Source organism: Flavobacterium sp. (assembly GCF_035456085.1).
GTDB lineage: Bacteria > Bacteroidota > Bacteroidia > Flavobacteriales > Flavobacteriaceae > Flavobacterium.
Map to the genome: position 1 here is coordinate 1 of NZ_DATIDY010000029.1, position 26,176 is coordinate 26,176.

The 26,176-nt window shown below is 32.9% G+C and carries 23 protein-coding genes; 13 read left to right on the plus strand and 10 right to left on the minus strand.

All coding sequences use genetic code 11. From position 1 onward, the window contains the following. From VLC96_RS02405 to VLC96_RS02425, 5 genes are all read left to right on the plus strand, one after another. A partial coding sequence (locus VLC96_RS02405) for a UvrD-helicase domain-containing protein (protein ID WP_325260456.1) occupies positions 1-2,014 on the plus strand: 2,014 nt, incomplete at its 5' end. Between the two features lie 59 nt (positions 2,015-2,073). Continuing rightward, a complete protein-coding gene (gene kbl, locus VLC96_RS02410) occupies positions 2,074-3,267 on the plus strand; it encodes a glycine C-acetyltransferase (RefSeq protein ID WP_325260457.1) in 1,194 nt (397 codons plus the stop codon). A 111-nt stretch (positions 3,268-3,378) separates the two neighbouring features. Then, the gene (locus tag VLC96_RS02415; protein ID WP_325260458.1) at positions 3,379-4,833 is read left to right on the plus strand and encodes an OmpA family protein; all 1,455 of its coding nucleotides are present in this window, start codon (positions 3,379-3,381) and stop codon (positions 4,831-4,833) included. A gap of 63 nt (positions 4,834-4,896) precedes the next feature. Next, positions 4,897-7,662, plus strand: a complete 2,766-nt coding sequence (locus VLC96_RS02420; protein ID WP_325260459.1) for a PD-(D/E)XK nuclease family protein — start codon at positions 4,897-4,899, stop codon at positions 7,660-7,662. A gap of 296 nt (positions 7,663-7,958) precedes the next feature. Further along, positions 7,959-8,630, plus strand: coding sequence for an ATP-binding cassette domain-containing protein (locus VLC96_RS02425; protein WP_325260460.1), 672 nt, complete (start codon positions 7,959-7,961; stop codon positions 8,628-8,630). Here the strand turns inward: VLC96_RS02425 and VLC96_RS02430 are convergent. Then, on the minus strand, positions 8,627-9,409 hold the full coding sequence (locus VLC96_RS02430) for an alpha/beta fold hydrolase (RefSeq protein WP_325260461.1): 783 nt from the start codon (positions 9,407-9,409) through the stop codon (positions 8,627-8,629). The genes VLC96_RS02425 and VLC96_RS02430 overlap by 4 nt on opposite strands. Before the next feature lie 144 nt (positions 9,410-9,553). Continuing rightward, a complete protein-coding gene (locus VLC96_RS02435) occupies positions 9,554-10,354 on the minus strand; it encodes a TIGR00266 family protein (RefSeq protein ID WP_325260462.1) in 801 nt (266 codons plus the stop codon). A gap of 267 nt (positions 10,355-10,621) precedes the next feature. Here VLC96_RS02435 and VLC96_RS02440 point away from each other — a divergent pair, with 267 nt between their 5' ends. Beyond that, positions 10,622-10,975, plus strand: coding sequence for a hypothetical protein (locus tag VLC96_RS02440; protein ID WP_325260463.1), 354 nt, complete (start codon positions 10,622-10,624; stop codon positions 10,973-10,975). A gap of 86 nt (positions 10,976-11,061) precedes the next feature. After that, positions 11,062-11,583 (plus strand): ferritin, encoded by a 522-nt coding sequence (locus VLC96_RS02445; RefSeq protein WP_325260464.1) that lies wholly within the window; start codon positions 11,062-11,064, stop codon positions 11,581-11,583. Between the two features lie 62 nt (positions 11,584-11,645). Here VLC96_RS02445 and VLC96_RS02450 read toward each other — a convergent pair whose 3' ends face one another. After that, a complete protein-coding gene (locus VLC96_RS02450; protein ID WP_325260465.1) occupies positions 11,646-12,938 on the minus strand; it encodes an aminopeptidase P family protein in 1,293 nt (430 codons plus the stop codon). A 231-nt stretch (positions 12,939-13,169) separates the two neighbouring features. Continuing rightward, positions 13,170-14,531 (minus strand): hydroxymethylglutaryl-CoA synthase family protein, encoded by a 1,362-nt coding sequence (locus VLC96_RS02455; protein ID WP_325260466.1) that lies wholly within the window; start codon positions 14,529-14,531, stop codon positions 13,170-13,172. Positions 14,532-14,949: 418 nt separating this feature from the next. Between VLC96_RS02455 and VLC96_RS02460 the strand changes: the two genes are divergently transcribed. The 5 genes from VLC96_RS02460 (at position 14,950) to VLC96_RS02480 (ending at position 20,122) form a co-directional block, all read left to right on the plus strand. Further along, positions 14,950-15,615, plus strand: a complete 666-nt coding sequence (locus VLC96_RS02460; RefSeq protein ID WP_325260467.1) for a succinate dehydrogenase cytochrome b subunit — start codon at positions 14,950-14,952, stop codon at positions 15,613-15,615. A gap of 104 nt (positions 15,616-15,719) precedes the next feature. Further along, complete coding sequence (locus VLC96_RS02465) at positions 15,720-17,729, plus strand: fumarate reductase/succinate dehydrogenase flavoprotein subunit (protein WP_325260468.1); 2,010 nt, start codon at positions 15,720-15,722, stop codon at positions 17,727-17,729. A gap of 27 nt (positions 17,730-17,756) precedes the next feature. Then, the gene (locus VLC96_RS02470) at positions 17,757-18,131 is read left to right on the plus strand and encodes a four helix bundle protein (protein WP_325260469.1); all 375 of its coding nucleotides are present in this window, start codon (positions 17,757-17,759) and stop codon (positions 18,129-18,131) included. A 46-nt stretch (positions 18,132-18,177) separates the two neighbouring features. Beyond that, the gene (locus VLC96_RS02475; RefSeq protein ID WP_325260470.1) at positions 18,178-18,939 is read left to right on the plus strand and encodes a succinate dehydrogenase/fumarate reductase iron-sulfur subunit; all 762 of its coding nucleotides are present in this window, start codon (positions 18,178-18,180) and stop codon (positions 18,937-18,939) included. Between the two features lie 145 nt (positions 18,940-19,084). Further along, the gene (locus VLC96_RS02480; protein WP_325260471.1) at positions 19,085-20,122 is read left to right on the plus strand and encodes an outer membrane protein assembly factor BamB family protein; all 1,038 of its coding nucleotides are present in this window, start codon (positions 19,085-19,087) and stop codon (positions 20,120-20,122) included. A gap of 112 nt (positions 20,123-20,234) precedes the next feature. Here the strand turns inward: VLC96_RS02480 and VLC96_RS02485 are convergent, their stop codons facing one another. The 5 genes from VLC96_RS02485 to VLC96_RS02505 form a co-directional block, all read right to left on the minus strand. Further along, the gene (locus VLC96_RS02485; RefSeq protein ID WP_325260472.1) at positions 20,235-20,642 is read right to left on the minus strand and encodes a cupin domain-containing protein; all 408 of its coding nucleotides are present in this window, start codon (positions 20,640-20,642) and stop codon (positions 20,235-20,237) included. Between the two features lie 53 nt (positions 20,643-20,695). Then, positions 20,696-21,136 (minus strand): RidA family protein, encoded by a 441-nt coding sequence (locus VLC96_RS02490; RefSeq protein ID WP_325260473.1) that lies wholly within the window; start codon positions 21,134-21,136, stop codon positions 20,696-20,698. Positions 21,137-21,194: 58 nt separating this feature from the next. Next, positions 21,195-22,103, minus strand: coding sequence for an alpha/beta fold hydrolase (locus VLC96_RS02495; RefSeq protein ID WP_325260474.1), 909 nt, complete (start codon positions 22,101-22,103; stop codon positions 21,195-21,197). A gap of 120 nt (positions 22,104-22,223) precedes the next feature. Then, on the minus strand, positions 22,224-23,045 hold the full coding sequence (locus tag VLC96_RS02500) for an alpha/beta fold hydrolase (RefSeq protein ID WP_325260475.1): 822 nt from the start codon (positions 23,043-23,045) through the stop codon (positions 22,224-22,226). 408 nt (positions 23,046-23,453) lie between these two features. Continuing rightward, a complete protein-coding gene (locus VLC96_RS02505; protein WP_325260476.1) occupies positions 23,454-24,767 on the minus strand; it encodes an amidohydrolase family protein in 1,314 nt (437 codons plus the stop codon). 99 nt (positions 24,768-24,866) lie between these two features. Here VLC96_RS02505 and VLC96_RS02510 point away from each other — a divergent pair, with 99 nt between their 5' ends. Then, the gene (locus VLC96_RS02510) at positions 24,867-25,829 is read left to right on the plus strand and encodes a helix-turn-helix domain-containing protein (protein ID WP_325260477.1); all 963 of its coding nucleotides are present in this window, start codon (positions 24,867-24,869) and stop codon (positions 25,827-25,829) included. 61 nt (positions 25,830-25,890) lie between these two features. Here the strand turns inward: VLC96_RS02510 and VLC96_RS02515 are convergent. Continuing rightward, the coding region (locus tag VLC96_RS02515) for a helix-turn-helix domain-containing protein (protein ID WP_325260478.1) at positions 25,891-26,176 on the minus strand (286 nt) is incomplete at its 5' end.

A 26,176-nucleotide genomic window follows, 5' to 3' on the forward strand; every position in this document is an offset into this window, starting at 1 on the left:
TACTTCCGAAATGCAATGGCAAAACCTGATTCCGCTTATTGATAATGCGCTTGCAGGTCAGGATGATTTAGGACAAAAGGGAACTTTAATGATTGTGGGCGATCCAAAGCAATCTATTTACAGATGGCGTGGGGGAAAAGCAGAACAATTTATTGAGTTAAGTAAAGATCAAAACCCTTTTAGCAACCCCGATAAAAAATTGGAGCATTTAGAGAAAAATTATAGAAGTTATTCACAGATCGTTGAATTTAACAATGATTTTTTTCAATTTTTGTCTAATGAATTTAGCAATGCCGATTACAAAAATTTATATGAGAATCACAGTCATCAGAAGATAAACAATAAGGTTGGGGGGTATGTCAATATTTCTTTTTTGCCAAAAATTGAAGAACCAGAAGATAATGATGAAGAAACTTTGGATAAAACACAACAATATGTATTGGCTACTTTAAATACTATTCAAAAGGTTACAGCGTCTGGTTTTGAATATAAAGATATTGTAATTCTTACCCGAAAAAGAAGCCAAGGAATTGCTATTGCTAATTATTTGACAGAGCAAAGTATTCCGCTTTTATCATCAGAGACCTTGATGATTCAAAACGCAACCGAAGTTCGATTGATCATTCATATATTGAGATATTTAAAAAATAGTTCAGATCTTGAATCAAAAGCTAATTTTTTACAATATTTAGCACAAAACAAACAAACAGCATTACCAGTCCATGATTTTATAGCTGGAGGAATGGAAAAGAAGGAAGAGTCCGCTTTTGAAAAATGGCTTGTGAATTGTAATGTTGAGCTTTCCTTTGAAAACATTAGAAAAAAATCATTATACGAAGCTGTCGAAATTATTATTGCAAAATTTTTAAAATCAAATAACAATCCTAATGGAGTTTTTTCAGAAACAGCTTATGTGCAATATTTCTTAGACCTTGTTTTAGAGCGTGATGTTCGTAGTCAGGCAGGAATTTCAGATTTTCTCAATTATTGGGATAAAAATTCAGAGAAATTCAGCATTCCTTCGCCCGAAGGGACTAATGCTGTTCGCGTCATGACTATTCATAAATCCAAAGGTTTGGAATTCCCAGTAGTTATTATGCCTTTTGCAGATGAAGATTATAACAGAAAGCCAAAAGACAAACTATGGTTAAATTCCGAAGAGCATGATTTTGACCTGCCAAAAGTATTGGTTGATAATAGTAGTATAATTGAAGAATTTGGTGCCGAAGCTTCACTGATTTATAATCTAAAAAAACAAGAAGAGTTATTAGATAATATTAATGTTTTGTATGTAGCATTAACAAGAGCAGAAGAACAATTATATATCATTTCTGAAAATATTCAGCCTAGAAAAGATGGAAAATATCCAGATAACATGGCTTCTTTTTTTGTGAAATATTTAGTGGAAGAAGGTATTTACGATGAAAATAGAATTGAATACTCATTCGGAAATCTCGAAAAATTATCTGAAAATGAAAAACATATTGATACTACTAAAAATATCCCGGTAGTTTCGGAAGTGATGAATCCAAAAAATATAAAAATAGCACAGAAAGAAGCGTTAATGTGGGGAACTCATCAACAAGAAGCCATTGAATTTGGAAATGTAATTCACGAAATATTATCACTTGTAGAGACAAGAAATGACGTGGACTTAGCAATTAATAAAGCTATTGAAAATGGTTTAATTACGATCCTTCAAAAAGAACTTGTTACAGATACTATTTATAAAATTGTAAATCATCAGGATTTGCTGGATTATTTTGCGAATGAGAATGAGGTTTTCAATGAAAAAACAATCATTCAGAAAGAGAAAAGTACTATTAAACCTGATCGAATTGTCATTAATAAAAGAAAAGAAGCTTTTTTATTGGACTACAAAACTGGTTCTCCCAATCCAAAATATAAATACCAATTAGAAAATTATCAAGAGGCTATTGAAAAAATGGGTTTCTCAGTATTAAAAAAAGCACTTGTTTACATAGGAGTCGAAATCGATGTAGTACATTTGTAAAAAAGTAAACAGATTGACTTTTCAAGGTCTTTATTATTCTAACAATATTATTAAAGAAAATGTACGGCAAAATACAAAAATACTTAGAGTCAGAACTTCAAACTATTGAAGAGAATGGAATTTTTAAAAAAGAAAGGATTATAACTTCTCCGCAAGGAGCAGAAATTACTATTTCAACCGGTGAAACAGTTTTAAACTTTTGTGCTAATAATTATCTAGGACTTTCTTCACACCCTGAAGTTATTCAGGCTGCCAAAGATGCTATGGATACTCATGGTTTTGGAATGTCATCTGTTCGTTTTATATGTGGAACACAAGATATTCACAAAACATTAGAAAAAAAGATAGCTGATTTTTACGGTACCGAAGACACAATATTATATGCTGCGGCTTTTGATGCAAATGGAGGTGTTTTTGAGCCTTTATTTGGGGAAAACGATGCTATTATATCGGATAGTCTTAATCATGCTTCTATTATAGATGGTGTTCGTTTGTGTAAAGCAAGTCGTTATCGTTATGAAAACAGTAACATGAAGGATTTAGAACAACAATTGATTAAGGCAAATGAATCTGGAGCCCGTTTTAAAATAATTGTGACCGATGGCGTGTTTTCAATGGATGGTGTAGTAGCACCATTGGACAAAATATGTGATTTAGCCGATAAGTATGACGCTTTAGTAATGGTTGATGAATGTCATGCGGCCGGATTTATTGGAGCATCAGGAAAAGGAACACTTGAAGCCAAAAAGGTCTTAGGACGTGTTGATATTATCACAGGGACTTTAGGTAAAGCTTTAGGGGGTGCGATGGGAGGATATACTACTGCCAAAAAAGAAATAATTGAGTTATTGCGTCAGCGTTCAAGACCTTATTTATTTTCAAATTCTTTGGCTCCAGCTATTGTAGGGGCTTCAATAAAAGTATTTGAATTGTTGGAAAAAGACACTCAATTGAGAGATAAATTAGAATGGAATACTAACTATTTTAAAGAAGGAATGAAAAAAGCCGGCTTCGATATAGTTGAGGGCGACTCTGCTATAGTTCCAGTTATGTTGTATAATGCAAAATTGGCACAAACAATGGCTAATGAATTGTTAAAAGAAGGTATTTATGTCATTGGATTCTTTTTTCCAGTGGTTCCAAAAGATAAAGCAAGGATAAGAGTACAATTATCCGCCGCTCATACTAAAGAACATTTGGATAAAGCAATTAATGCTTTTGTTACTGTAGGCGAGAGACTTGCTGTAATATAATTGTTAAATTTTATATTTCCGAAGTGTTTTATTTAACAAATAATTTTGATGTTACAGAAAATCGTCCTACTTTTGTTTTAAATTAACTAATTGTAATTAAAATAACAAAGTATGAAACATCTTAACAAACTTTTAGTTGCTGTAACGATGGTGATGGGATTAAGCTCTCAGGCACAGGACAGTAACAATAAATGGGCTGTCGGTTTTGGAGTAAACGCGATAGATTTCAGATCAAGTGCTGGTCCAGATTTCGTGGATCATTTTAGTCAACCATTTAATGTTAGCGATAACTGGAATATTTTACCTTCAGTTTCTTATATCAACGTTTCTAGATACGTAGGTAGTGGTTTTATAGTTGGACTTACAGGGTCAATTAATCAAATTGATAAATTTGTTGTTGCAGTACCAGGTCAAACACCTGACAAACCTGATTATGCTGCTATAAATCCTGGGGATTTAATGTACTATGGTATTGATGTAACAGCTACTTATAGTTTCATGGAGTTAATTAAATCTAAAGTATGGGAGCCTACATTAAGTGTTGGTGGTGGTTATACTTTCTTAGGAGATGAAAGCTATGGTACTATTAATCCAGGTGTTGGATTAAATATTTGGTTTACTGAAAACGTTGGTCTTTCATTATTAGGGACTTACAAAAAATCTTTTGGAGATAGAACATACGCAGATGGTACAACACCAGATGCTCCATCTTACACTCAATATTCTGCAGGTCTTACTTTCAAGTTTGGAGCTAAAGATACTGATGGAGACGGAATCTATGACAAAGATGATGCTTGTCCAGAAGTTGCAGGTTTAAAACAATTCAATGGTTGTCCTGATTCTGACTCTGATGGAATCGAAGATTCAAAAGATAAATGTCCTACAACTGCAGGTACTGCTGAATTCCAAGGTTGTGCTGATACAGATGGTGACGGTGTAGCTGATCCTGATGATGCTTGTCCTTCTGTTGCAGGTTTAAAACAATTTAAAGGTTGTCCTGATACTGATGGAGACGGTGTAACTGATGCTTCAGACAAATGTCCTACAGTAGCTGGTCCTGCTTCAAATGGTGGATGTCCAGAATTGGATTCTGATAAAGATGGTGTAATTGACAAAGAAGATGCTTGTCCTTCAGTAGCTGGTCCTGCTAGTAATAAAGGATGTCCAGAAGTAACTGAGCAAGTATTACAAGAACTTAAAGTTCAAGCAAGAGCTGTATACTTCGTAACTGGTAAAGCTGTTTTAGCTACTGCTGATAAAGGAGCTACAGATGGTAGATTAGAGGCAATTAAAGAAATCCTTAAAAACTACCCTAATGCTAAATTCGCTATTGAAGGTCACACAGATAACACAGGAAGTGCTAAAGTAAATCAAAAACTTTCTGAAGATAGAGCTAAAGTTGTTATGGATGCATTAATTGCTAAAGGTGTTAATCCAGCTAACTTAACTTCTGCAGGTTATGGTTCAACTAAACCAGTAGCTTCTAACAAAACTAAAGAAGGTAGAGCACTTAACAGAAGAACAGAAATTAGACACATAGGTTCAATTTATGAAGGTAAATTGTAATCAATTCTCTAAATAATTTTAAAAAGCCATTCAATTAAGAATGGCTTTTTTTATTTTTATAAAATGACAAACATTTCCTTTTTAGATAAAATCGCAACTGTAATATTATCAGATTATAAAAGCGTATTGACGGAAACTATTATAGTATTACCTAATAAACGAGCAAAAATATTTCTTTTGGAAGCTTTAAAGAGGCATACAGAAGAAAACATATTTTCGCCGGAAATTATTAGTATTGAAGATTTTGTTCAAAATATTGCTGGAATTAGAACAATTGATCCTATTGAATTACTTTTTGAGTTTTATGAGGTTTACTTATCGATAACTGAAAAGAAGAATCAGCAGTCTTTTGAAATTTTTGCTAATTGGGGAAAGACACTTCTACAGGATTTTAATGAAATTGACCGTTATTTATTAGACTCAGACCATGTTTTGTCTTACTTAAAAGATATTGAAGATATTAAAAAATGGGGAATTGAGGTTGAAAATAAAACTCAGTTGCTTGAGAACTACATTGATTTTTGGAAATTATTGCCCAAATATTATCAATCTCTTTATGAACATTTATTAAAGAAAGGAATTGGTTATCAAGGCTTGATTTATCGGGAAGCAGTGATGAATTTAAATCTTTTCTCCAAATCAATAATAAATAAGAAGTTTGTCTTTGCTGGATTTAATGCCTTAAATGCTTCCGAAGAAAAAATAATACAACACCTTATTGCTTCAGATCAGGCAAAAATATATTGGGATGCTGATCAGACTTTTTTAAATGATCCATATCATGATGCTGGTCTGTTCTTGCGCCGCTTCAAGGAAAGTTGGAAACACTATAAATTTCATCCATTTGAATGGATAGTTGATGATTTTTCAGATTCGAAAAATATTCAGGTAATTGGTACACCAAAAACAATCGGTCAAGCTAAAATTTCCGGTAGTATAATTGAAAATATTATAATCAATAATCCTTCTGCTACGCTGGATAAAGTGGCAATTGTTTTGGGAGAGGAGAATCTATTGATTCCACTATTGTATTCTTTGCCAAGCAGTGTTGGTGCTTTGAATATTACTATGGGTTATTCAAGTAAAAATAATCCCGCTCAAATTCTGATTGCTAAATTATTTAAAATGCATACTAATGCTTTATCGCGGAGTAATAGCAGCTATGTGTTTTATTATAAAGATGTGTTGGATATCTTAACCCATCCATTGATTGAACCTTATGCGAATACAAGTGCTTTGGTTGGTGTCATTAATAAAAACAATTATACTTTTATTAGCCATCAGAAATTGTTGGAATTAAATGATACTTCGAGTGATCTTTTTTTGCTTGTGTTTCAAAAATGGGAAAAAGGTTCTGTAGCGGTTTTAGAAATAATTTCAATGTTATTGCTCAAAATCAAGAACAATTTGAGTAATGAAAATGAAGAAGAAAAAATAACAAAGGCTTTTGTCTATGCTATTTTTAAAGTGGTCAATAAACTAATCAATTACTATTCTCAACATAAAGAAATTGACACTATTGATACACTTTATGCGATTTATAAGCAAGTAATTGATTTAGCAGAAGTATCTTTTGAAGGTGAACCGTTAAATGGACTTCAAATTATGGGTGTACTCGAAAGTAGGGTATTGGATTTTGAAACGGTTATCATCACTTCTATGAACGAAGGAAAATTTCCAGCGGGAAAATCTCAAAATTCGTTTATTCCTTATGACGTTAAGCGTGAATTAGGATTGCCTACTTTTAAAGAGAAGGATGCCATTTACACCTATCACTTTTATCATTTGTTACAACGAGCCAAAAACATCTATTTGCTTTATAATACAGAAAGTGATGGTCTCGACGCTGGAGAAAAAAGCCGTTTTATCACCCAATTGGAAGTTGAGAAGCAACAAAAGCACAATATAACTCATGAGATTTACAATGCTGTATTGCCTGAAAGCGCTTACACACCGATGGTAATTCCAAAATCGGAAAGAGTAATGATGCGTTTGAAAGAAATTGCAGAAAATGGATTTTCACCCTCGGCGTTGACTAGTTATATACGAAATCCGATTCAATTTTATTTTCAAAAGATTTTAAGAATAAGTGAAGTTGAAGAGGTTGAGGAAAATATTGCACTGAATACTTTGGGAACCATAATACACGAGACTTTACGGGTTTTATACGAACCTTTTAAAGGAAAATTTATCTCCGAATTAGATATTCAAAATTGCATGAAGAAAATTGATGCTGAAGTTTTAATTCAATTCAAATTGGTTTACAAAGAAGGAGAAATCAAAAAAGGAAGAAATCTTTTGGCTTTTGAAGTAGCAAAACGTAATGTTCTTAATTTCTTAAAAGTCGAATTAGAAAGTATTGAAATTGGAGATGCCATAAAAATTCTGGAACTCGAAAAAACGTTTGAACGATGGGTTGAACATCCAAGTTTGCCTTTCCCTGTTTTGATAAAAGGTAATGTCGATAGGATTGAAGAGCGCAATGGTAAAATCAGAATTATAGACTACAAAACAGGTAAAGTTGAGAAAACCAATGTTACTCTTAAATCTTGGAAAGGTTTAAAAGATGGTATTAAAAACGATAAAATCATTCAGGTCTTAGCATACGCTTATATGTATGAAGAAAACGCAAATGGAAAGCCTATCGAGGCAGGAATCATTTCTTTTAAAAATCTTAAAGCTGGATTTTTACCCTTTAATTTAAAAGAGGAAAAAGAAGCTTTTACGACTATAAACAGCCAAATACAATCTAGTTATTTAGAGCAAATTGTTTTGTTGTTAAATGAGATTCTAGATGTAACAATTCCTTTTGAGGAGAATATTGTGTAGCGAAATGAGTAAAACCTGGATCAATAGTTTTGAGTTTTTCAAAAGCACACTTTTAATTAATTTGACTGTTTGTTCATTGTCTTTACTTTTTGGAGGGATTGATAGTTTCTTTTTTATTTTCGCGAGTTTAGGGTTTGGAATAAGTATTTTATATAAAGAAATTTATAGGAAGAATGACTATTTGTTTTACGCAAATAATGGAGTTTCAAAAATTAAATTGATTGTTTTGAGTTATTTCTATTCGCTCGGATTATGTTTTTTGGGAATGTTTTTGTTCTATAAATAAAAGAATTATTTTGAGTAAAAATATATTGGAAGTTGATAGCGTCAGGAAACATTTTGAAAACAAATTGATTGTTTCAGATGTGTATTTAAAATGTGAAACAGGTGAAATTATTGGCTTGCTGGGTAGAAATGGCTCCGGAAAGTCTACATTATTGCGAATCATTTTTGGAATTGTTTCGGCTGAAAATAAATGCATTCGTATCAATGGTGCGGTAAAGAATAAAACATCAGATATACTGAAAGAGATCAGTTATTTACATCAGGAACAATTTATTCCAAATCATTTTTCAGTAAAAAAAGCTATTTCTTTATGTATTAATTACGAAATAATGAATGAATTTCTGGATGATTATTTGATTCAGGACATTTTATATAAAAAAGTAAGCCACTTATCAACTGGTGAATTACGGTATTTGGAAATAAAATTAGTGCTTTATAATTCTTCTAAGTTTGTTTTATTAGATGAACCTTTTAATGGATTATCTCCAATTATGATCGAAAAGGTAATTTACTTGATACAAATGAATGCATTTAAAAAAGGAATTATAATTACAGACCATGATTATGAAAATGTAATAGGTATTGCCACTCAGATTTTGCTAATGAAGGATGGTAAGATTCACACTATCAAAAACAAGACGGAGTTGATTGAGAAAAGCTATTTAAGTCCAAATCATTTTTAGACCCTTTTAAAAAAATCTACTAAAACTGGAAGTAATTCCGTTTGGTTTTCAATTGAACTCATATGACCATCGGGCAAAGTAATCAATTCTACAGTTGTGCCTTTTATTTGTTCTATATTATCTTCATAGTTGAGAACTGGGTCTTTCTTTCCTAAAATTAGCAGTTTTGGATAAGACGTTGTGTGCAAAAGAAATTCACGATCTTTGCGGATTTTCATTCCTTCAAGTGAGGCAACAATTCCTTGTAATGGTGTTTTCAAAGCCTGAATTTTTACCTCTTCAATTTCTTTGGTGAGGATTTCTCTATTGTCTTCACTGAATAAATTTGATATTGATAAACGAATGAATGTTTCATAGTCTTTCTTTACTGCTTTGATAGCGCGGTCTCTGTTTTTCTTTCTTTCGGGACTGTCTTCTTTAGATGTAGAATTAAGTAAAACTAGACCTTTCATCTTTTCAGGATATAACTCAGCGAAAGCCAAAGCTACGTAACCACCCATTGAATGACCGACAAAAATCGTTTTTCGAATTCGTAATTTGGATAAAACTTCATACACCATATCGGCATTTTCTTCCATAGTTTGAACATAACCCAAACTTTCTGTTTTGCCGTGGCCTAACAAATCAATTGTGATGATTCTGTTCTTTTTACTTAATTCAAGCACATAATTATCCCACATGGTTTTGTTTTCCAAAAAACCGTGGAGTAAGACAACTGCTGTTCCTTTTCCAGTATCGGTATAAGATATTTGTGTGTTTTTGTACAGAAGTGTTTCCAAAACAATTATGAGTTAAGTTGAAGTTTAATATCTGCAAAATTAATTTTTTCTAGTCCAAAATGAGATTTCAAGAAACCATTTTATAAAAAAAAATAACGGCTCATCCATTAAAGTGAGCCGTAGTTATTTAGAATAAAATATTTTTTAAAATCGATTATCACCATCCAAAAGATTGCCCAATCCGCCTAGTAAACTTCCTTCGTCGCGGCTGTTGCCACCAGACCTTGGTGCTGAAGCAATAATTCTATCGGCTAATCTCGAGAAAGGTAATGATTGAATGAAAACTGTTCCTGGACCTTGTAAAGTTGCATAAAACAAACCTTCACCACCAAAAAGAGAGTTTTTGATTCCGCCGATAAATTCTATATCATAATTCACATCTCTGGTAAAACCGATAATGCATCCAGTATCGACTTTTAGAATTTCACCAGGAGCCAATTCTTTTTTTGCCATTGTTCCACCTGAATGTACAAACGCCATTCCGTCTCCTTCTATTTTTTGCATGATGAAGCCTTCTCCTCCAAAAAATCCGCGTCCAAGTTTTTGAGAGAATTCTATTCCGACAGATACGCCTTTGGCAGCACATAGAAATGAACTTTTTTGACAAATAAATTTACCCTGAAACTGAGTTAAATCTATAGGAAGAATTTTTCCTGGATAAGGGGAAGCAAAGGAAACTTTCTTTTTAGAGTTGCTTTGATTTACAAAAGCAGTCATGAATAAACTTTCGCCAGTAAGAACTCTTTTTCCAGCGTTCAAAAGCTGACCAAATAATCCTGATGATTGTTGAGAGCCATCGCCAAATATAGTTTCCATTTGAATGTTATTGTCCATCATCATAAAACTGCCTGCTTCGGCAACTACAATTTCCTGAGGATCCAATTCTATTTCCACATACTGCATTTCTTCTCCAAATATCTGGTAATCTATTTCGTGTGCTTGCATGATTTTTTATTATTTAGTTTTTAAAAATAAGTCGAATGTCGATTTAGAATGTTACAATAGAATTGCTTTTTTATTGTTTTTCAATGTTTTATATTTTAATCAAGCAGAAAAACATTTTGTCTGTCCCGAAAATTCTTTCATTGAAATAATTTAGAAAGGTCCATTTTAAAGTATAAAACATAAAAAAGTATATATTATTTTAATTCAGTCTTAATTAGCGCAAATTCATTTTATTTTTTAAATTTGTACCGTTATTTAATTTACAATATGGATATTAGCAATTTGACAAGCGAAATTTTATTTGAAACTGAAAAAGGCTACAGTTATCAATGTGATGTAACAAATAGAATTATTATTGATTTTTTAGGTACAACTTCATCTTATAAAATTCAAGATTTTTTGATTTTTCAAAGGAAAGTAAATAGCGTTAATATTTTTGATATGCTTTATGATTTATCGGATCAATCAGATGCGCAATTGATTGAAGCTACTAAACGAAATTTCTCCAGAATGCTTAATATTTGCGAAATAGTCCAACTTCGTGAATTATTAAATGGTACAAAATTCACGTTGAATTTGCATTCATTACTTTGCGATGTGTTGGCTGTAAATCACGCTTAATTTTACTTAGAATGAATACAAATTCGTAAAGTACTTGTTTTTCAGTGTTTTATTTCTGTAATTTTATAGTATAAAACTTTAAGCTCATGAAAGATTTACTAAGAACCAATACTTCGTTATCAGAAGGAATTGAACAAATCCTAAACTTACAAGCTAAAATTGAGAGCGAAGCTTCTAATAAATATTTAGCAATGGCGGCTTGGTTAGAAAGAAATGGGTTTGTTAATACGGCAGGATACTTGTACAAACAAGCGGAAGAAGAACGTCAACATTTTTTAAAAGTGTTCAAATACATTACAGATATGGGAGGAATTGCAATTACTCCTACTGTTGGCGAAGTGCAGCAAGAATTTGCTTCTTTTAAAGAAGTATTCGAAATTGCTTTGCAAAATGAAATCAGTGTAACAAAAGCAATAAATAGAATAGTTGCAAAATGTAGAGCAGAAAATGATTATGCTACAGAGGATTTTATTATGTGGTATGTTGCAGAACAAAGAGAAGAAGAGAAAAATGCTCGTAGAGCGCTAGAATTATTTGAATTAATCAACGAAAATGAAGCTACAGGAAAATTTGTATTGGATGTGCAAATAGCAAAAATCGGAGAATAAAATTCAAAGAATGCAATTAAAAAAGCCCTTGATAATTTGTGATTATTAAGGGCTTTGTTATTTTAAGAGTTCATCAAGCTTTCGATTTCATCTACTTCGATCGGAATGTTACGCATTAAATTGAAAGGTTCTCCTTTTTCCTGAATCACAACATTATCTTCTAATCGGATTCCGAAACCTTCGGCTGGGATATAAATTCCTGGCTCAACTGTAAAAACCATATTGGCTTTCATCGGTTCATGCAATAATCCATAATCGTGCGTGTCCAATCCCATGTGGTGTGAAGTTCCGTGCATGAAATATTTTTTGTAAGCTGGCCAATCAGGATTTTCGTTTTGAACATCAGCTTTGTCGATTAAGCCTAAACCAAGCAATTCAGAAGTCATGATTTTACCAACTTCAACATGGTATTGTTTCCAAAGAGTTCCTGGGGTAAGCATTTTGGTTGCTTCATTTTTTACACGTAAAACAGCATTGTAAACGGCTTTTTGTCTATCGTTATATCGTCCAGAAACTGGAATTGTACGTGACATATCGCTTGAATAATTGGCATATTCAGCAGCAACATCTAGTAAAATCAAATCTCCAGCTTTACATTGTTGGTTGTTTTCAATATAATGCAACACATTAGCATTATTTCCCGAGGCAATAATTGGAGTGTAAGCAAAACCTTTGGAACGATTACGAATGAATTCATGAATTAATTCGGCTTCGATTTCATATTCAGTTACATTTGGTTTTACAAATGAAAGTAATCTACGGAAACCTTTCTCAGTAATATTACAAGCAGTTTGAATCAAATCAATTTCTTCACTTTCTTTTACAGAACGAAGGCGTTGTAAAATTGGATTGCTTTTGGCAACCTGATGTGCAGGATAATTTTCTTTCCACCATTTTACAAAACGAGCTTCGCGTGTTTCAGTTTCAACAGATGCACGATAATGTTCATTGGTATTGATGTACATTGTATCGGCATAAGTCATTATTTCATTTAAGATCTTATGAAAATCTTGCAGCCAATAAACAGTTTTAATTCCCGAAACTTCAAAAGCCCGTTCTTTGGTTAATTTTTCACCTTCCCAAATAGCGATATGCTCACTAGTTTCTTTTAAGAATAATATTTCTCTTTGGTTTTCATATGGTGCATCAGGAAAGAGTAATAAGATGCTTTCTTCTTGATCAACTCCTGATAGGTAGAAAATATCACGGTGTTGTGCAAATGGCATAGTACTATCTGCAGAAATTGGGTAAATATCGTTTGAATTGAAAACGGCTACACTATTTGGCTTCATTTGAGCCGTGAATTTTTCGCGATTTTTAATAAAAAGAGTGCGATCAATCTGATGGTATTTCATTTTAAATCTGTTTTTTGATGTTGAATTATCAAAAATAGTGACTTTTAAAATGAAATATGACTTTTTATAGGATTTTTTAAGAATAAAATTAATTTTTTAAAGAAAAACAATTAGCTTTCAAAAATGTACGTTTGACACTAATTCAGAAAATGATTGTTTTTATTGGTGTCATAAAAAAACAGTTGTAAAATTTAATTTCACAACTGTTCAAATAAGTTTTTCTAAGATGAATTAATCAATCCATTTGTAATAACGAGCACCAATTAAATTGGGAATGTCAGATTCAATTTTGTCCAAAATCCATTCGTTTTGTGGTTTTCGAATACTTTGTTTTTGTTCTTTTTTATGCAGTTTTTCATAAGTTTCAAAATCAATTTCAATACTTCTATCTAATGTTTCAAAAAGAGCAATATTAGTCAAAGCTGATTCCCATTCTGGTTGGATAGTTCCTTCAAAAACTTTGGATTTAGAACCACTCCCGTATGCTAAAAACCCAAATTTTGTTCCAGAAATTTCATTTTTAGTATCATAAAAATGAGCCAAAGTAGATAATAATCCCATGAAAATGGAGCCAGTATAAAGGTTTCCAATTAATGAAGAAGCTATTTCGGCAGGTTGTAATTTTTCGGCAACAAATGTTTTGTACTCGTCAGATTTGCTGATTTCTTTCAATTTATTTTGATATTCAGAAGCATCTTCATTACCAGTAAGAATTGGTGTTTTGGCATCTAAAGTATAGATTTCAGACAACATTCTTCTTCCTTGAAAAGAATAAGGCAAGTGCATAATGATGCTTTTCCAAGTAGTATAAACTGAATCAGATGTGTTTTTTAATTTTTTGAATGAAAAGTAAGCATTACGAGTACGATCCATATAACATTGATTCGAATACTGTCCATCAAAAACGGGCTGGTCTTTATGAATTTCGATTTCAGCTTCTAAATTATCAAACCAAGGATCGTTATTTGCATTTTGAGTAATCGCTTGTTTTGAAAGACTTCTGTAAGGTTTAAAGAAATCAAAGACACCTTTTGTACTAGTTGCCCAATTTTCATCAAAAGCAATAATCTTAGGGTTTGAAGTAATGAGCATAGCCAAAGCTCCAGCGCCTTGTGTATATTCACCAGTAGAATTTAAATCGTATTTAGCAAAATCTGTAGTCACTACAATTGCTTTTTTGGTCGGATTTAGTTTTACAAAATCAATGCAATTTTGCAAAGCATCAACACCACCTATACAGGCAAAAGTGAAATCAACAACATCACATTCTGACAATGAATCTTCGCCAAATTTTTGCTCCATTAAGTCAATCAAATAGGAAGCAATTGGCTTAGAACTATCGATACCGCTTTCGGTTCCAACATATATACGACTAATTTCGTTAAGGTTTATTTGGTTGTCGATGATTAATTTGGTCAATGCATTTGCGCCGAAAACCACAGCATCCTGATGAGTATCTGGCAAAGTCATTTTCAATAATCCGAGTCCTTTTTCAAGTTTTTCGGGTTCTATGTTTCTAGCTATCGCTAATGTTTTTATTGGTAAGTGTATTTTGGCAACATCAAATGCAATAGCGTCAATTCCAGTTTTCATGAATATAATTTAAGGGTGTAAAGTTAAAATTGCTTTCGGCTAATTACAATTTTTTGTCGCTATAAAACAAATTTTTTTTATTTTTTTAAAGAATAATGTGTAAATCATCTTTTGGATTGTAAAATTATTAGTTTTTTAAATATTAGACAATGGAATATAGTAAGACTGTCAAAATTTATTTTTTTAAAGATTATAATTTTATATAAGTAGCTAATAGTTAACACATAACAATGTAATCGATTACAAAATATGATGAAAACACTTAAAATTACGTAGTTTTATAAGTATTTTCTAAGTATTTTTTACGTACTTTAAAATGATTATAAATAGTGAAGTAAAAATGACTAAATCGTTGTAATTCTTTTCTAATTAACCTAATTTTGTTCGACTTTTTAAAAAAATAAATATTTATATCATTATGGCAAAATCTTCAATGTTGAAGTCGTCTATAGCTAAAAAGGTGGCTATGGCGCTTTCAGGACTTTTTTTGATTATGTTTCTATCGCTCCACTTCTTTATTAATTTCGTTTCTGTTTTTAGCGAGAATTCATTTAATGCGATGTCACATTTTATGGGTTATAATCCTTTAATCCAATTTATAATGCAGCCTCTTTTGGTTGCTGGAGTAGTTTTCCATTTTGTTATGGGATTCGTTTTAGAATTAAAAAATAGAAAGGCTAGACCTGTTGCGTATGTAAAATACGACGGTGCTGCAAACGCTTCTTGGGCCTCTAGAAATATGATTATTTCTGGTTTAGTTGTATTAGCATTTTTAGGATTACATTTTTATGACTTTTGGGTTCACGAAATGATTTATAAATATGTAGCAGTAAATTCAATTGATGAAACAAGATACTATCATGAATTGGTAGAAAAATTTGAAAGTCCAGTTCGTACTGGGTTGTATTGTATAGCTTTCGTGTTATTGGCTTTACACCTTTGGCATGGTTTCACTTCTTCATTGCAATCAATCGGGTTTGACAATAAAATTGGAAAATCTTTGCATAAAATCTGTTATGCATTTGCAATCATAGTTCCTTTTGGATTTATTTTCATTGCACTTTTTCATCATTTTAATAATTAATATCAATCTATATAATGAAATGAGCATTCGTATTTGGTTCATTAAAAACCATTGACGATATGCGAATTACATATGACCAATAAAAAAACAATAAAAATCTACATATGAAACTAGATTCTAAAATACCAGAAGGTCACATTTCACAAAAATGGACTGATTACAAAGATCACTTAAAGTTGGTTGCTCCAAACAACCGACCAAAAATAGATATTATAGTAGTAGGTACAGGATTAGCTGGTGCTTCAGCTGCTGCATCTTTTGCCGAAATGGGTTATAACGTAAAAGCTTTTTGTTACCAAGATTCTCCACGTCGTGCGCACTCAATTGCTGCACAAGGAGGGATCAATGCTGCAAAAAATTATCAAAATGATGGAGACAGTACTTTCCGTTTATTTTATGATACAATTAAAGGAGGAGATTATAGAGCTCGTGAAGCAAACGTTCACCGTTTAGCTGAAGTTTCTGGAAACATCATTGACCAATGTGTGGCTCAAGGTGTGCCTTTTGCCCGTGATTACGGTGGATTGTTAGATAACCGCTCATTTGGTGGTACACAAGTCCAACGTACTTTTTACGCAGCAGGACAAACTGGACAACAATTATTATTAGGAGCTTACTCTGCTTTATCAAGACAGATTGGTTTAGGTCGTATCGATATGTACAACCGTCACGAAATGTTAGAATTGGTAAAAGTGGACGGAAAAGCTCGTGGAATCATTGCTCGTAACTTAGTTACTGGAGAATTAGAAAGACATTCTGCTCACGCTGTGATTATTGCAACTGGAGGTTACGGAAACGTTTATTTCCTTTCAACAAATGCAATGGGATCGAATGTAACGGCGGGTTGGAAAATCCACAAACAAGGCGCTTTGTTCGCAAATCCTTGTTATGTACAAATTCACCCAACTTGTATTCCGGTTCACGGAACAAATCAATCTAAATTGACTTTGATGTCTGAGTCGTTAAGAAACTCAGGACGTATTTGGGTTCCAAAGAAAAAAGAAGATGCTGAAGCAATCCGTGCAGGTAGATTGAAACCAACACAAATCGCTGAAGAAGATAGAGATTACTATTTAGAAAGAAAATATCCTGCATTTGGAAACTTAGTTCCTCGTGACGTTGCGTCAAGAGCTGGTAAAGAAGTTTGTGACGAAGGTCGCGGAATTGAGGCTAATGATACTAATGAAGGAGTGTATTTGGATTTCTCAACAGAAATTCAAACTAAAGGAAAACAAACTGCTTACGCTAAAGGAAATCACAATCCTACTCAAGAAGAAATTACTTCTTTAGGAAAAAAATGGTTAGAGGAAAAATATGGTAACTTGTTTACTATGTACCAAAAAATCACTGATGAGAATCCTTATGAAACTCCAATGAAAATTTACCCAGCGGTTCACTATACAATGGGTGGTGTTTGGGTTGATTATAACTTACAATCTACAATTCCTGGTTGTTTTGTTGCAGGTGAGGCTAACTTCTCAGATCACGGAGCTAACCGTTTAGGAGCTTCGGCTTTAATGCAAGGTTTGGCTGATGGATATTTCGTATTGCCTTATACTGTTTCTGACTATTTATCAAGTGATATTCGTACTGGAAAGATTTCTACAGATTTACCTGAATTCGTAGCTGCTGAAAATAGTGTTAAAGAGCAAATCAACAAATTCTTATCTAATAATGGAACTAAAACTGTGGACCATTTCCACAAACGTTTAGGCCATATTATGTGGAATAAAGTAGGGATGGCTCGTAATGAAAAAGGGTTAACAGAAGCTATCCAAGAAATTGCTGCTTTGAAAGAAGAATTCCACAAAGAAGTTTATGTTCCAGGTAGTGCAGATGAATTGAATCCTGAATTAGAAAAAGCACTTCGTGTTGCTGATTTCATCGAATTAGGACAATTGATGGCTATGGATGCTTTGCAACGTAAAGAATCTTGTGGAGGTCACTTCCGTGAAGAGTATCAGGATTCTGAAGGTGAAACACTTCGTGATGATGAAAACTTCTCGTTTGTAGGAGCTTGGGAAAACAAAGGATACGATATTACAAAATCCGAACTTCACAAGGAAGAATTGAAATACGAGTTTATTAAAATCGCAGCTAGAAACTATAAGTAATAAGGCATTAGCCAAAAGGCAATAGTTATGAGTGAGATAAAATCGTATAAAGATTTATTGATTTGGCAGAAAGGAATTGAAATTGTTTGTATGACTTATAAATTAGTTTATAGCTTTCCCAAAGATGAATTATACGCTTTATCAAGTCAGATAAAAAGAAGCTCGGTATCAATTCCTTCTAACATAGCAGAAGGATATGGTAGACAGTCAGCTCAAAGTTATATTCAATTTATCAAAATAGCTCGAGGTTCTTTGTGTGAATTAGAAACACAATTATTAGTGGCAAAAAAATTAGATTTTATTAATAATGAAGAATTATTTTTAGAATTAACAAATCAGATTGTCGAAGAAAGTAAGATGATTAATTCCTTTTTAAATAAATTAGAATTGAGTAAACAATAGTTACTAATGCCTTCTGCCTAATGGCTTTTGGCTAAAAATAAAAATTATGAGCGCAGCAAAAAATATCAATATAACCCTTCAGATTTGGCGTCAAAAGAACTCCAAAGAGAAAGGAAAAATGGAATCATATAAATTAAATGATGTTTCTACGGCAAGTTCGTTTTTGGAAATGTTAGATCAATTAAATGAGCAATTAGTAAGCGAAAGAAAAGAACCAGTGGCATTTGACCACGATTGTCGCGAAGGAATTTGCGGAATGTGTTCTTTGTATATCAACGGACGTGCACACGGACCAGATACCGGAATTACTACTTGTCAATTGCACATGAGAATGTTTAATGACGGAGATACTATTGTGATCGAGCCTTGGCGTTCGGTAGCTTTCCCGGTAATTAAAGATTTAATTGTTGACAGAACTTCTTTTGACAGAATTCAACAAGCTGGAGGTTTCGTTTCAGTAAACACTTCTGGAAACACTATCGATGCAAATGCAACTCCAGTTCCTAAAGATGATGCTGACAAAGCTTTTGAAGCCGCAGCTTGTATCGGTTGTGGTGCTTGTGTAGCTACATGTAAAAACGGTTCAGCAATGTTATTTGTTGGAGCAAAAGTTTCTCAATATGCATTATTGCCACAAGGAAGAGTAGAAGCTACAGCCCGTGTTTTGAACATGGTTCGTCAAATGGACGAAGAAGGTTTTGGTAACTGTACTAATACTGGTGCTTGCGAAGTAGAATGTCCAAAAGGAATTTCTTTAGAGAATATCGCTCGTATGAACAGAGAATATCTTTCTGCAAGTTTAAAATAATAGGTTTTATAGGCATTGGCCAAAATACAAAAAAGGAAAAAACGCATCCATTAATTTGAATGCGTTTTTTGTTTGTAATTTTTTAACTTAAAGATTGGATTGGCGGTTATTATTTTATATTTACAAAAAAATACCACCATTTAGAATGAGAATAAAAACTGCCCTTTTTCTTTTTTTGTTCAGCATTGCCTCTTTTGCACAAACAGAATTTTTCAAATCAAAATTACTTTTGTCTGGAGATGATTTAACAGATTTCTATTCCTCTATTAGCATCGATAGTAACCAAGTCTATTTCAATGCGAATGATAAGTACATTTATGCTCACGATAAAAAAACAGGAATTTTAAATTGGGCCTATTATTCTGGCGCCAAATTAGATAATGCTCCAAAACCGTATCGAAATAACGTTTTTTTCGGAACTGGTGTGGGTACGTGGGAGCAATTAAATACCAAAACAGGCGAACTGGTTAGAATAATAAGAGTAAATGAAGTTTCGACTCAACCCTTTATTAAAGACACTATTATGTATTGTGCTGCAGTTTCGCCACGAATGGGTGGTGCTATTTTGGCCTATGATTTGAAGAATAGTTCTAGGGTATGGCAAAAATATATTGGTAATGGAGTAGCTCTTCAGCCCTATTTTTTTAAGGATAAAATTGTAGCCAATTTTGATGATAATTATTGGTTTGAACTCGATTATGAGGGCAATGTATTAGATAAAGATACTCTGTGTTATTCTAAAAGTTTCGAGCCGCCTCTTGAAGAAAATTATTGTAATATTCATTATGATATATTAAATCAATACAACAAAGGTGTAGCTGTAAAAAATGTATCCACTGGAAATACAAAATACTATTATGGCAATGAGATGACCGTCATTTTGGAAAATGACAAGATTAAAATTATAAATAACCAGAATAAAATCACCAACGAAATCTACATTAGCAATATTTTAAAATTACCAGAAACAAAAATAAATGACTATCGTGAAATTCTTAAAATAGAGGGAAATAGAATTTGGTTTTTCTTTGAGAACACTCTTGTGGTTTATGATGTCGGAAAAAATATAATTGTCAGAACCTATAATTTAAATTCTTGGAAGCCACATCAGGTTCTTTTAGATGGAACCAATTTATGGGTGATTTCTAAGGATACGGGTGACTTGGTTGGATTGAAACTATGAAAAAGTTAATTGCAATTTGCCTTTTTATAGATATGCCATTTTATTAAGGCATTAGGACTATAAATAAAAGCGTCCCAATCGGGACGTTTTTTTATTACGTAAGTTGAAAACATCATTTTATTAACTGAACAAGAGGTTTTCCTTTTTCAACGATGTAAGTCGCTAGTTCGCTGGCTTTAGAATTACCAACATTTTTGGCTGAATGTATTGTCCCGGCTGGTATAAATAAAACTTCTCCTTTTTTGAGTACCACAGGAGATTTTCCTTCTACAATATATTCTAATTCGCCTTCAAGGACATAAATAATTTCTTCACCGGGATGATTGTGATTCCCGAACGCCGTTCCCGGTTCAAAATCAATATGTGCCTGAACCATTTCTCTGCCTAGAGTACTGATATCATGGCGTTGTAGCTCAATGCGACCGATGCCATTCTTAGTTTGTGCACAAGCTGAAATTGTGTATGTTCCTATCAATACAATGGTAACAATAGCTGTAAATAAATTTTTTTTAGTTTTCATTTTAAAAGTTTTAATGTTTAATTTTTTTAGAAAAATATAAATCGTTTTATGTGTCAGTTTTGGCTTTTAACAGCTACAAATTCAATTTCTATTGCAGCGTTTTTTGGTAAAGCAACTATTTGAATTGTGGTTCTTGCAGGATAATTATTTTCAAAGTATTGTCCATAAAGTTTATTAACAACATCATACTGTTTTATATTGGTTATAAAAATGGTTGTTTTTACAATATGATTCAAATCGGAATGATTGTCTTTAAGAATGACTTTTAAGTTTTCAAAAATCTGAATAGTTTGCTCCTCAATACTTTCCTTTAAAATATTTGTCTTTGGATCAACACCTATTTGCCCTGAGACAAAAATTAAATTATCATAACGAACAGAATGACTGTAAGGACCAATTGGTGTTGGTAAATTGGAATGATTGACTCTTACTATTTTTTTCGGACTACTACAGGAAACTAAAAGTACCGACAGTATAAAAGCGATTTTTTTCATAATCTATTGGATAAAAAAAAGACTAACCTTTGTTGATTAGCCTTTTCATTTTTTTTAATTACTTTTTGATAAAATTCAATAACTCAGAGTTGAATTTTTCTAATTCTTCGATGAATAATGCGTGACCGCTTTTTTCTAGAGGAACTAAAGTCGAGTTTTTAATTCCAGCATGCATTTGCTCAGCTAACTCGTAAGAACAGATTTTATCTAGTTTTCCGTGAAGTATAAGAGTTGGTATTTGTATCTTTTTCAAATCACCACGTAAGTCAGAATCTCTTAATGTTTTTAAACCTTCAGCCATTGCATAAGGAGAAGCTTGTGCTTGAATTGTCCCTAACCAGGCGCCGTAACCAGGAGAAACACTAGTAGCATTAGCTGGGAATATTTGTCCAAAGTTTTCCAATAGTTGTGGTCTGTTAGTGTTGTTCAAAGCGATCAAACCATCAACATCTTCTTTAGTCCAGTTACCATAGTTGAAATCTGCTCTTTTTGTCCAAAGTGGTCCAGCTGCTCCGAATAAAGCCAATTTTGAAACGTGTGCTGCATTGTATTTGGCAACATAGTGAATCACAGTTGCACCTCCCATTGAAAAACCTCCTAAAGTAGCATTTTGAATATTTAGTTTGTCAAGGACAACTTTGATATCATCTGCAAAAACATCGTAGTTGTATTTTCCGCCTGGTTTGTCAGATAGTCCAAAACCTCTCAAAGTAATTCCAATTACTCTATATCCTTTTTGAACAAAATATGAATATTGGTATTCATACATCGCGTCGCTCAAAGGCCAACCGTGGATTAAAACTATTGGTTGTCCTTCTCCAAGGTCGGTTACGTGAAGTTTCACATTTTTTTCAACTTCAATATATTCTTCTCTTCCGTAAGATGCAGGTGTTCTTTTTGTTTGTGCTACTGCTTCATTAGTTAAAAATGCAGTAAATAATCCGATTGCTAATAATAAATTTTTCATGATTTTAAATTTTTATAATTTTTTATTTGTTTTATTTTGATGTTACAAAGTTGTTTCAAATTAGAAAGAGTATCAATGGACTCTTTTCTCTTTGAATGGTACTTTTTCCCTTTGTTGAATTTATGATTTGATGAATTCTAAAATGTCTTTATTAATTGTATCAGCTTCAGTAGTAGGCATACCGTGAGAGAAGCCGGGATAAATGATCAATTTTCCGTTTTTCAAAAGTTCATTAGCTTTTACTGCTGTAGTTTCGTAAGGAACGATTTGGTCGTCATCACCGTGAAGCACTAATACCGGAACTTCAATACTTTTAAGGTCTTCAGTGAAATCAGTTTCAGAAAAAACTTTGATACAGTCATAATGCGCTTTGATTCCACCCATCATTCCTTGTCTCCACCAATTGTCCTGAATTCCTTTTTTTATATCTGCTCCTTCGCGGTTGTAACCGTAAAAAGGAACTGTGATATCGTGATAAAATTGCTGTCTGTTGTGTAAAGTATTGTGTCGGATTTCATCGAAAACTGACAATGGAACACCGTTTGGATTTCTTTCGTCAGCGATCATGTATGGAGTAATGGCACTAATTAAAACCACTTTGGATACACGGCCTTTTCCGTATTGTGCAGCGTAGCGTAAAGCTTCTCCACCACCAGTTGAATGTCCTACGTGAATGGCATCTTTTAAGTCTAAGAATGCTGTTAATTCAGCCACATCTGCTGCGTAAGTGTCCATATCATTTCCAGTGAATGTTTGAGTAGATCTTCCGTGTCCGCGTCTGTCGTGAGCAATTACTCTGTATCCTTGATTTAAGAAAAACATCATTTGTGCATCCCAATCATCTGATGATAATGGCCACCCGTGGTGGAAGAAAATTGGTTGTCCTGCTCCTAAATCTTTGAAATAAATTTCTGTTCCGTCTTTTACTGTAAACTTGTTCATGATTTTATTTTTTTAAATGTTATTATTTATTTTTTAAATGTTTAATTAATTTGATATTGCAAAGTTGTTCTAATTTGGAAAGCATTACAATGGATGGTTTTCTCTTTGAATTGTACTTTTTTCCCTTTTGATGATTTGTTGTATTTTTAGGTGAAACCAATTTTTGTTCTCACTTTCAGTTTGTTTCTTTGTTTGTTTGTTTTTGATATTACAAAGTTGCAGTAATTACCAAAGGGCATCAATGGACGCTTTTCCCATTGAATTGTACTTTTTTCCTTTTGAATAAAATAAATGATATGACTATATGGAAAGCTCTATCTTTCTATAGTCTTTTAAGGAAAATCTCTATGTCTATGTGGTTGCTTTTTAAAGTATTATAGTTCTTAAAATACTAAAAGGATTTATGGTTTATGATACTTTGCACGATTTATGATATGAAACGCCTTCTTTCCAGACATTGACAATTGATAAAGAATCAGAAATGTTTTTTGTTGGATCGCCATTTACTAGAATTAAATCCGCTCTCATTCCTTCTTTAATATGTCCTCTGTCTGCTAGGCTGAATCTTCTTGCAGTTATTGACGTTGCTGATTTTAGGGCATCAATCGGTGTTAATCCCGCTTCGACTAATAATTGCATTTCATGATGAACACTTACACCATGTGCCAAACCTCCTAAATGAGGAACAGGAACCGATACATCTGTTCCAGCGAGAATATCTACACCTGCATCGTACAAATCTTTTACATTGTTAAAATTGTCTTCCATTTTGCCTGAGGGAAAAGTGTTAAAACAAGAACACATTGTCATTTTCCAATCTTCGTTTAATTTATGTTCTACACGCTCATCATGTGCCACATGACAAGCTGATTTTCCAATAATAGAGGAGTTCAACACCAAACAAGGCGTTACAAAAATCCCTTTGTCAGCTATAGATTTAATAAGTTCTGGCGTCCAGTCAGGTCTGTCTATAAATAAATGAGCCAAACCATCTACACCAACTTCTATAGCTGTTTTCGCCGCATCTGCAGTTAATATATGAGCGATAGCTATTTTACCAAGTTTATGAGCTTCATCTACAGCCGCTTTCAAAACTTCAGGTTTTATCATCGGTAAACCGGGCGCATTCATAACTGCTCCATCTTCAATCATTATTTTGAAATAATCGGCTCCATTGTTTATTTGACGATGTACAAAAGCAATTGCTCCTTCGATAGTTGTAACATCTGGACCAGTTTCTTCTTCCGTTCTTTGGGCTTCATGTGCTGCAATAAATGCTGCTTTTTCTTCTTCGGTCATCTTTTCCATTTCTTTCAAAACAAAATCAGGAATTCCTTCGCCTTTTGGAATCAATTCGTCCGGGTGTCCTCCGGGAGCAGTTAAACCCATGCCAGCAGAACGAACATCGGCAATATCTTCGATTCCTTTTAGTTGGTTGTCGCGACCTTTTTGGGTAAATCCACCCATCATTTCCAATTCGGTTGTTATTCCAAACTCCAATGCATTTCGCAAAAATTCTACCGATGTATGAACATGGGCGTCTATTAAACCTGGTAATAGAGTAGCACCTTTTCCATTAATTATTTCATCCACTTCATCAGGCAGTTGATCGCAAATAGAAGTTATAACTCCATCTTTAAATACAATGACTTTTTTTCCTAATACTTTTTCACCATCAAATACATTGGCATTAATTATGGCTTTAATTTGTGTTGCTTTCATAGTTTTTGATTTTTTAAATTTATAAAAGCAAAATTAATTTGATATAATGAGCTTAAATAGCTAATTTTAACCTATAAATAACCGTAAAAGGTCAAAATTATGCTAGAGTTAACCGTAAAAGAAACATCAGGATTTTTATCAGCTTTTGCCGAATTAATTGGGGGCGAGTTGCAAAATGGAATACTCAAAATACCTGAGAGCAAAGGGAAAGGTTATTTGAGAGGTTTTCGTTTACATAACACTATCGAGATGTTCATTAGTAATTATGAATTTAATGATAGCTTATTTGCAAAAAGATTTGGAAATCAAAGTTCGCTAAAGAAGGTTTTATTTTCTTTTAATAACATATTCCCCGACACAGATTCCAGTAACAAAGTATCTACAGTTGATTTGCCTTCCATTCAAATTTTTAAAGGAAAGTTAAGTACCGAAACTTTGTACCCAGGTAAAACTAAATTTCGGTCAATTTTTATTGGGATTGATTCGCTTCAGTTAAAACAATATTTAGGGCAAAATGAGGAAAATGAAGTTTTCAATACTTTAATTAATAATGAACATCCAATTCTATTTGAGGAAATTGTTTTGCCCAAAATTCAGGAAGTTGCTTTGGAAATTATAGAATCTGATATTCCGGATTATTTAAGTGATTTTTTCTTTAAAATTAAAGCTGAAGAATTAATATGCTTAACATTAAAAGAACTTTTCAAAAGAGAAAACGCAACGGTTCAGGCATTAAATGAAATGGATGTGCAAAAAATTTATCAAGTCAGAGATCGTGTTTTGGCCGAAATTCACACACCTCCAGTCATTAAAGATTTAGCTGAATTGACTGGAATGAGTGAGTCCAAATTTAAGCGATTATTTAAGCAGATTTTTGGTAATAGTTTTTTCAATTATTACCAAAAGTTTAGAATGAAAGAAGCGGCCCGACTTTTAAAAGAAAATAAAATGACAGTTTCGGAAGTAGGTTATAGTTTAGGATTTTCGAATTTAAGTCATTTTGCAAAAGCATTTGAACAGCACATTGGAATGAAACCAAAAACATTTCAGAGAAATAGATAGTCCAAAGGGCAAAAATGGAAACTACATTTTATTAAAGAGAAGGTGTTGAAGGGAGTTTTTGTTAAAACTGCTTTCTAAAAGATAAAGGAGAAATTCCCGTGTTTTTTGTAAAGAAGCGAACAAAATAAGCATCGTCGTCATAATTTAAACTGTAGGCTATTTCTTTTACCGAAAGTGCTGTATGAGCCAACAGACGTTTGCTTTCTAAGATAATTCGGTTTTTTATAATATCGTTTGGAGTTTCTTTGCTCACCAGACTTATTTTTTTGCTGAGGTTTTTTGGAGTTAAAAATAACATTTCAGCATAATCTGCAACTGTATGATGTGTTTTGTAATGTTGTTCTACC

What these genes read in the sequence shown, in the direction of transcription:
- VLC96_RS02420 (WP_325260459.1), top strand. Translation starts at nt 4,897, where the DNA reads ATGACAAACATTTCCTTTTTAGATAAAATCGCAACTGTAATATTATCA.
- VLC96_RS02440 (WP_325260463.1), top strand. Translation starts at nt 10,622, where the DNA reads ATGGATATTAGCAATTTGACAAGCGAAATTTTATTTGAAACTGAAAAA.
- VLC96_RS02470 (WP_325260469.1), top strand. Translation starts at nt 17,757, where the DNA reads ATGAGTGAGATAAAATCGTATAAAGATTTATTGATTTGGCAGAAAGGA.
- VLC96_RS02475 (WP_325260470.1), top strand. Translation starts at nt 18,178, where the DNA reads ATGAGCGCAGCAAAAAATATCAATATAACCCTTCAGATTTGGCGTCAA.
- VLC96_RS02415 (WP_325260458.1), top strand. Translation starts at nt 3,379, where the DNA reads ATGAAACATCTTAACAAACTTTTAGTTGCTGTAACGATGGTGATGGGA.
- VLC96_RS02460 (WP_325260467.1), top strand. Translation starts at nt 14,950, where the DNA reads ATGGCAAAATCTTCAATGTTGAAGTCGTCTATAGCTAAAAAGGTGGCT.
- VLC96_RS02435 (WP_325260462.1), bottom strand. Translation starts at nt 10,354, where the DNA reads ATGCAAGCACACGAAATAGATTACCAGATATTTGGAGAAGAAATGCAG.
- VLC96_RS02450 (WP_325260465.1), bottom strand. Translation starts at nt 12,938, where the DNA reads ATGAAATACCATCAGATTGATCGCACTCTTTTTATTAAAAATCGCGAA.
- VLC96_RS02465 (WP_325260468.1), top strand. Translation starts at nt 15,720, where the DNA reads ATGAAACTAGATTCTAAAATACCAGAAGGTCACATTTCACAAAAATGG.
- VLC96_RS02480 (WP_325260471.1), top strand. Translation starts at nt 19,085, where the DNA reads ATGAGAATAAAAACTGCCCTTTTTCTTTTTTTGTTCAGCATTGCCTCT.
- VLC96_RS02485 (WP_325260472.1), bottom strand. Translation starts at nt 20,642, where the DNA reads ATGAAAACTAAAAAAAATTTATTTACAGCTATTGTTACCATTGTATTG.
- VLC96_RS02500 (WP_325260475.1), bottom strand. Translation starts at nt 23,045, where the DNA reads ATGAACAAGTTTACAGTAAAAGACGGAACAGAAATTTATTTCAAAGAT.
- kbl (WP_325260457.1), top strand. Translation starts at nt 2,074, where the DNA reads ATGTACGGCAAAATACAAAAATACTTAGAGTCAGAACTTCAAACTATT.
- VLC96_RS02455 (WP_325260466.1), bottom strand. Translation starts at nt 14,531, where the DNA reads ATGAAAACTGGAATTGACGCTATTGCATTTGATGTTGCCAAAATACAC.
- VLC96_RS02510 (WP_325260477.1), top strand. Translation starts at nt 24,867, where the DNA reads ATGCTAGAGTTAACCGTAAAAGAAACATCAGGATTTTTATCAGCTTTT.
- VLC96_RS02505 (WP_325260476.1), bottom strand. Translation starts at nt 24,767, where the DNA reads ATGAAAGCAACACAAATTAAAGCCATAATTAATGCCAATGTATTTGAT.
- VLC96_RS02495 (WP_325260474.1), bottom strand. Translation starts at nt 22,103, where the DNA reads ATGAAAAATTTATTATTAGCAATCGGATTATTTACTGCATTTTTAACT.
- VLC96_RS02490 (WP_325260473.1), bottom strand. Translation starts at nt 21,136, where the DNA reads ATGAAAAAAATCGCTTTTATACTGTCGGTACTTTTAGTTTCCTGTAGT.
- VLC96_RS02445 (WP_325260464.1), top strand. Translation starts at nt 11,062, where the DNA reads ATGAAAGATTTACTAAGAACCAATACTTCGTTATCAGAAGGAATTGAA.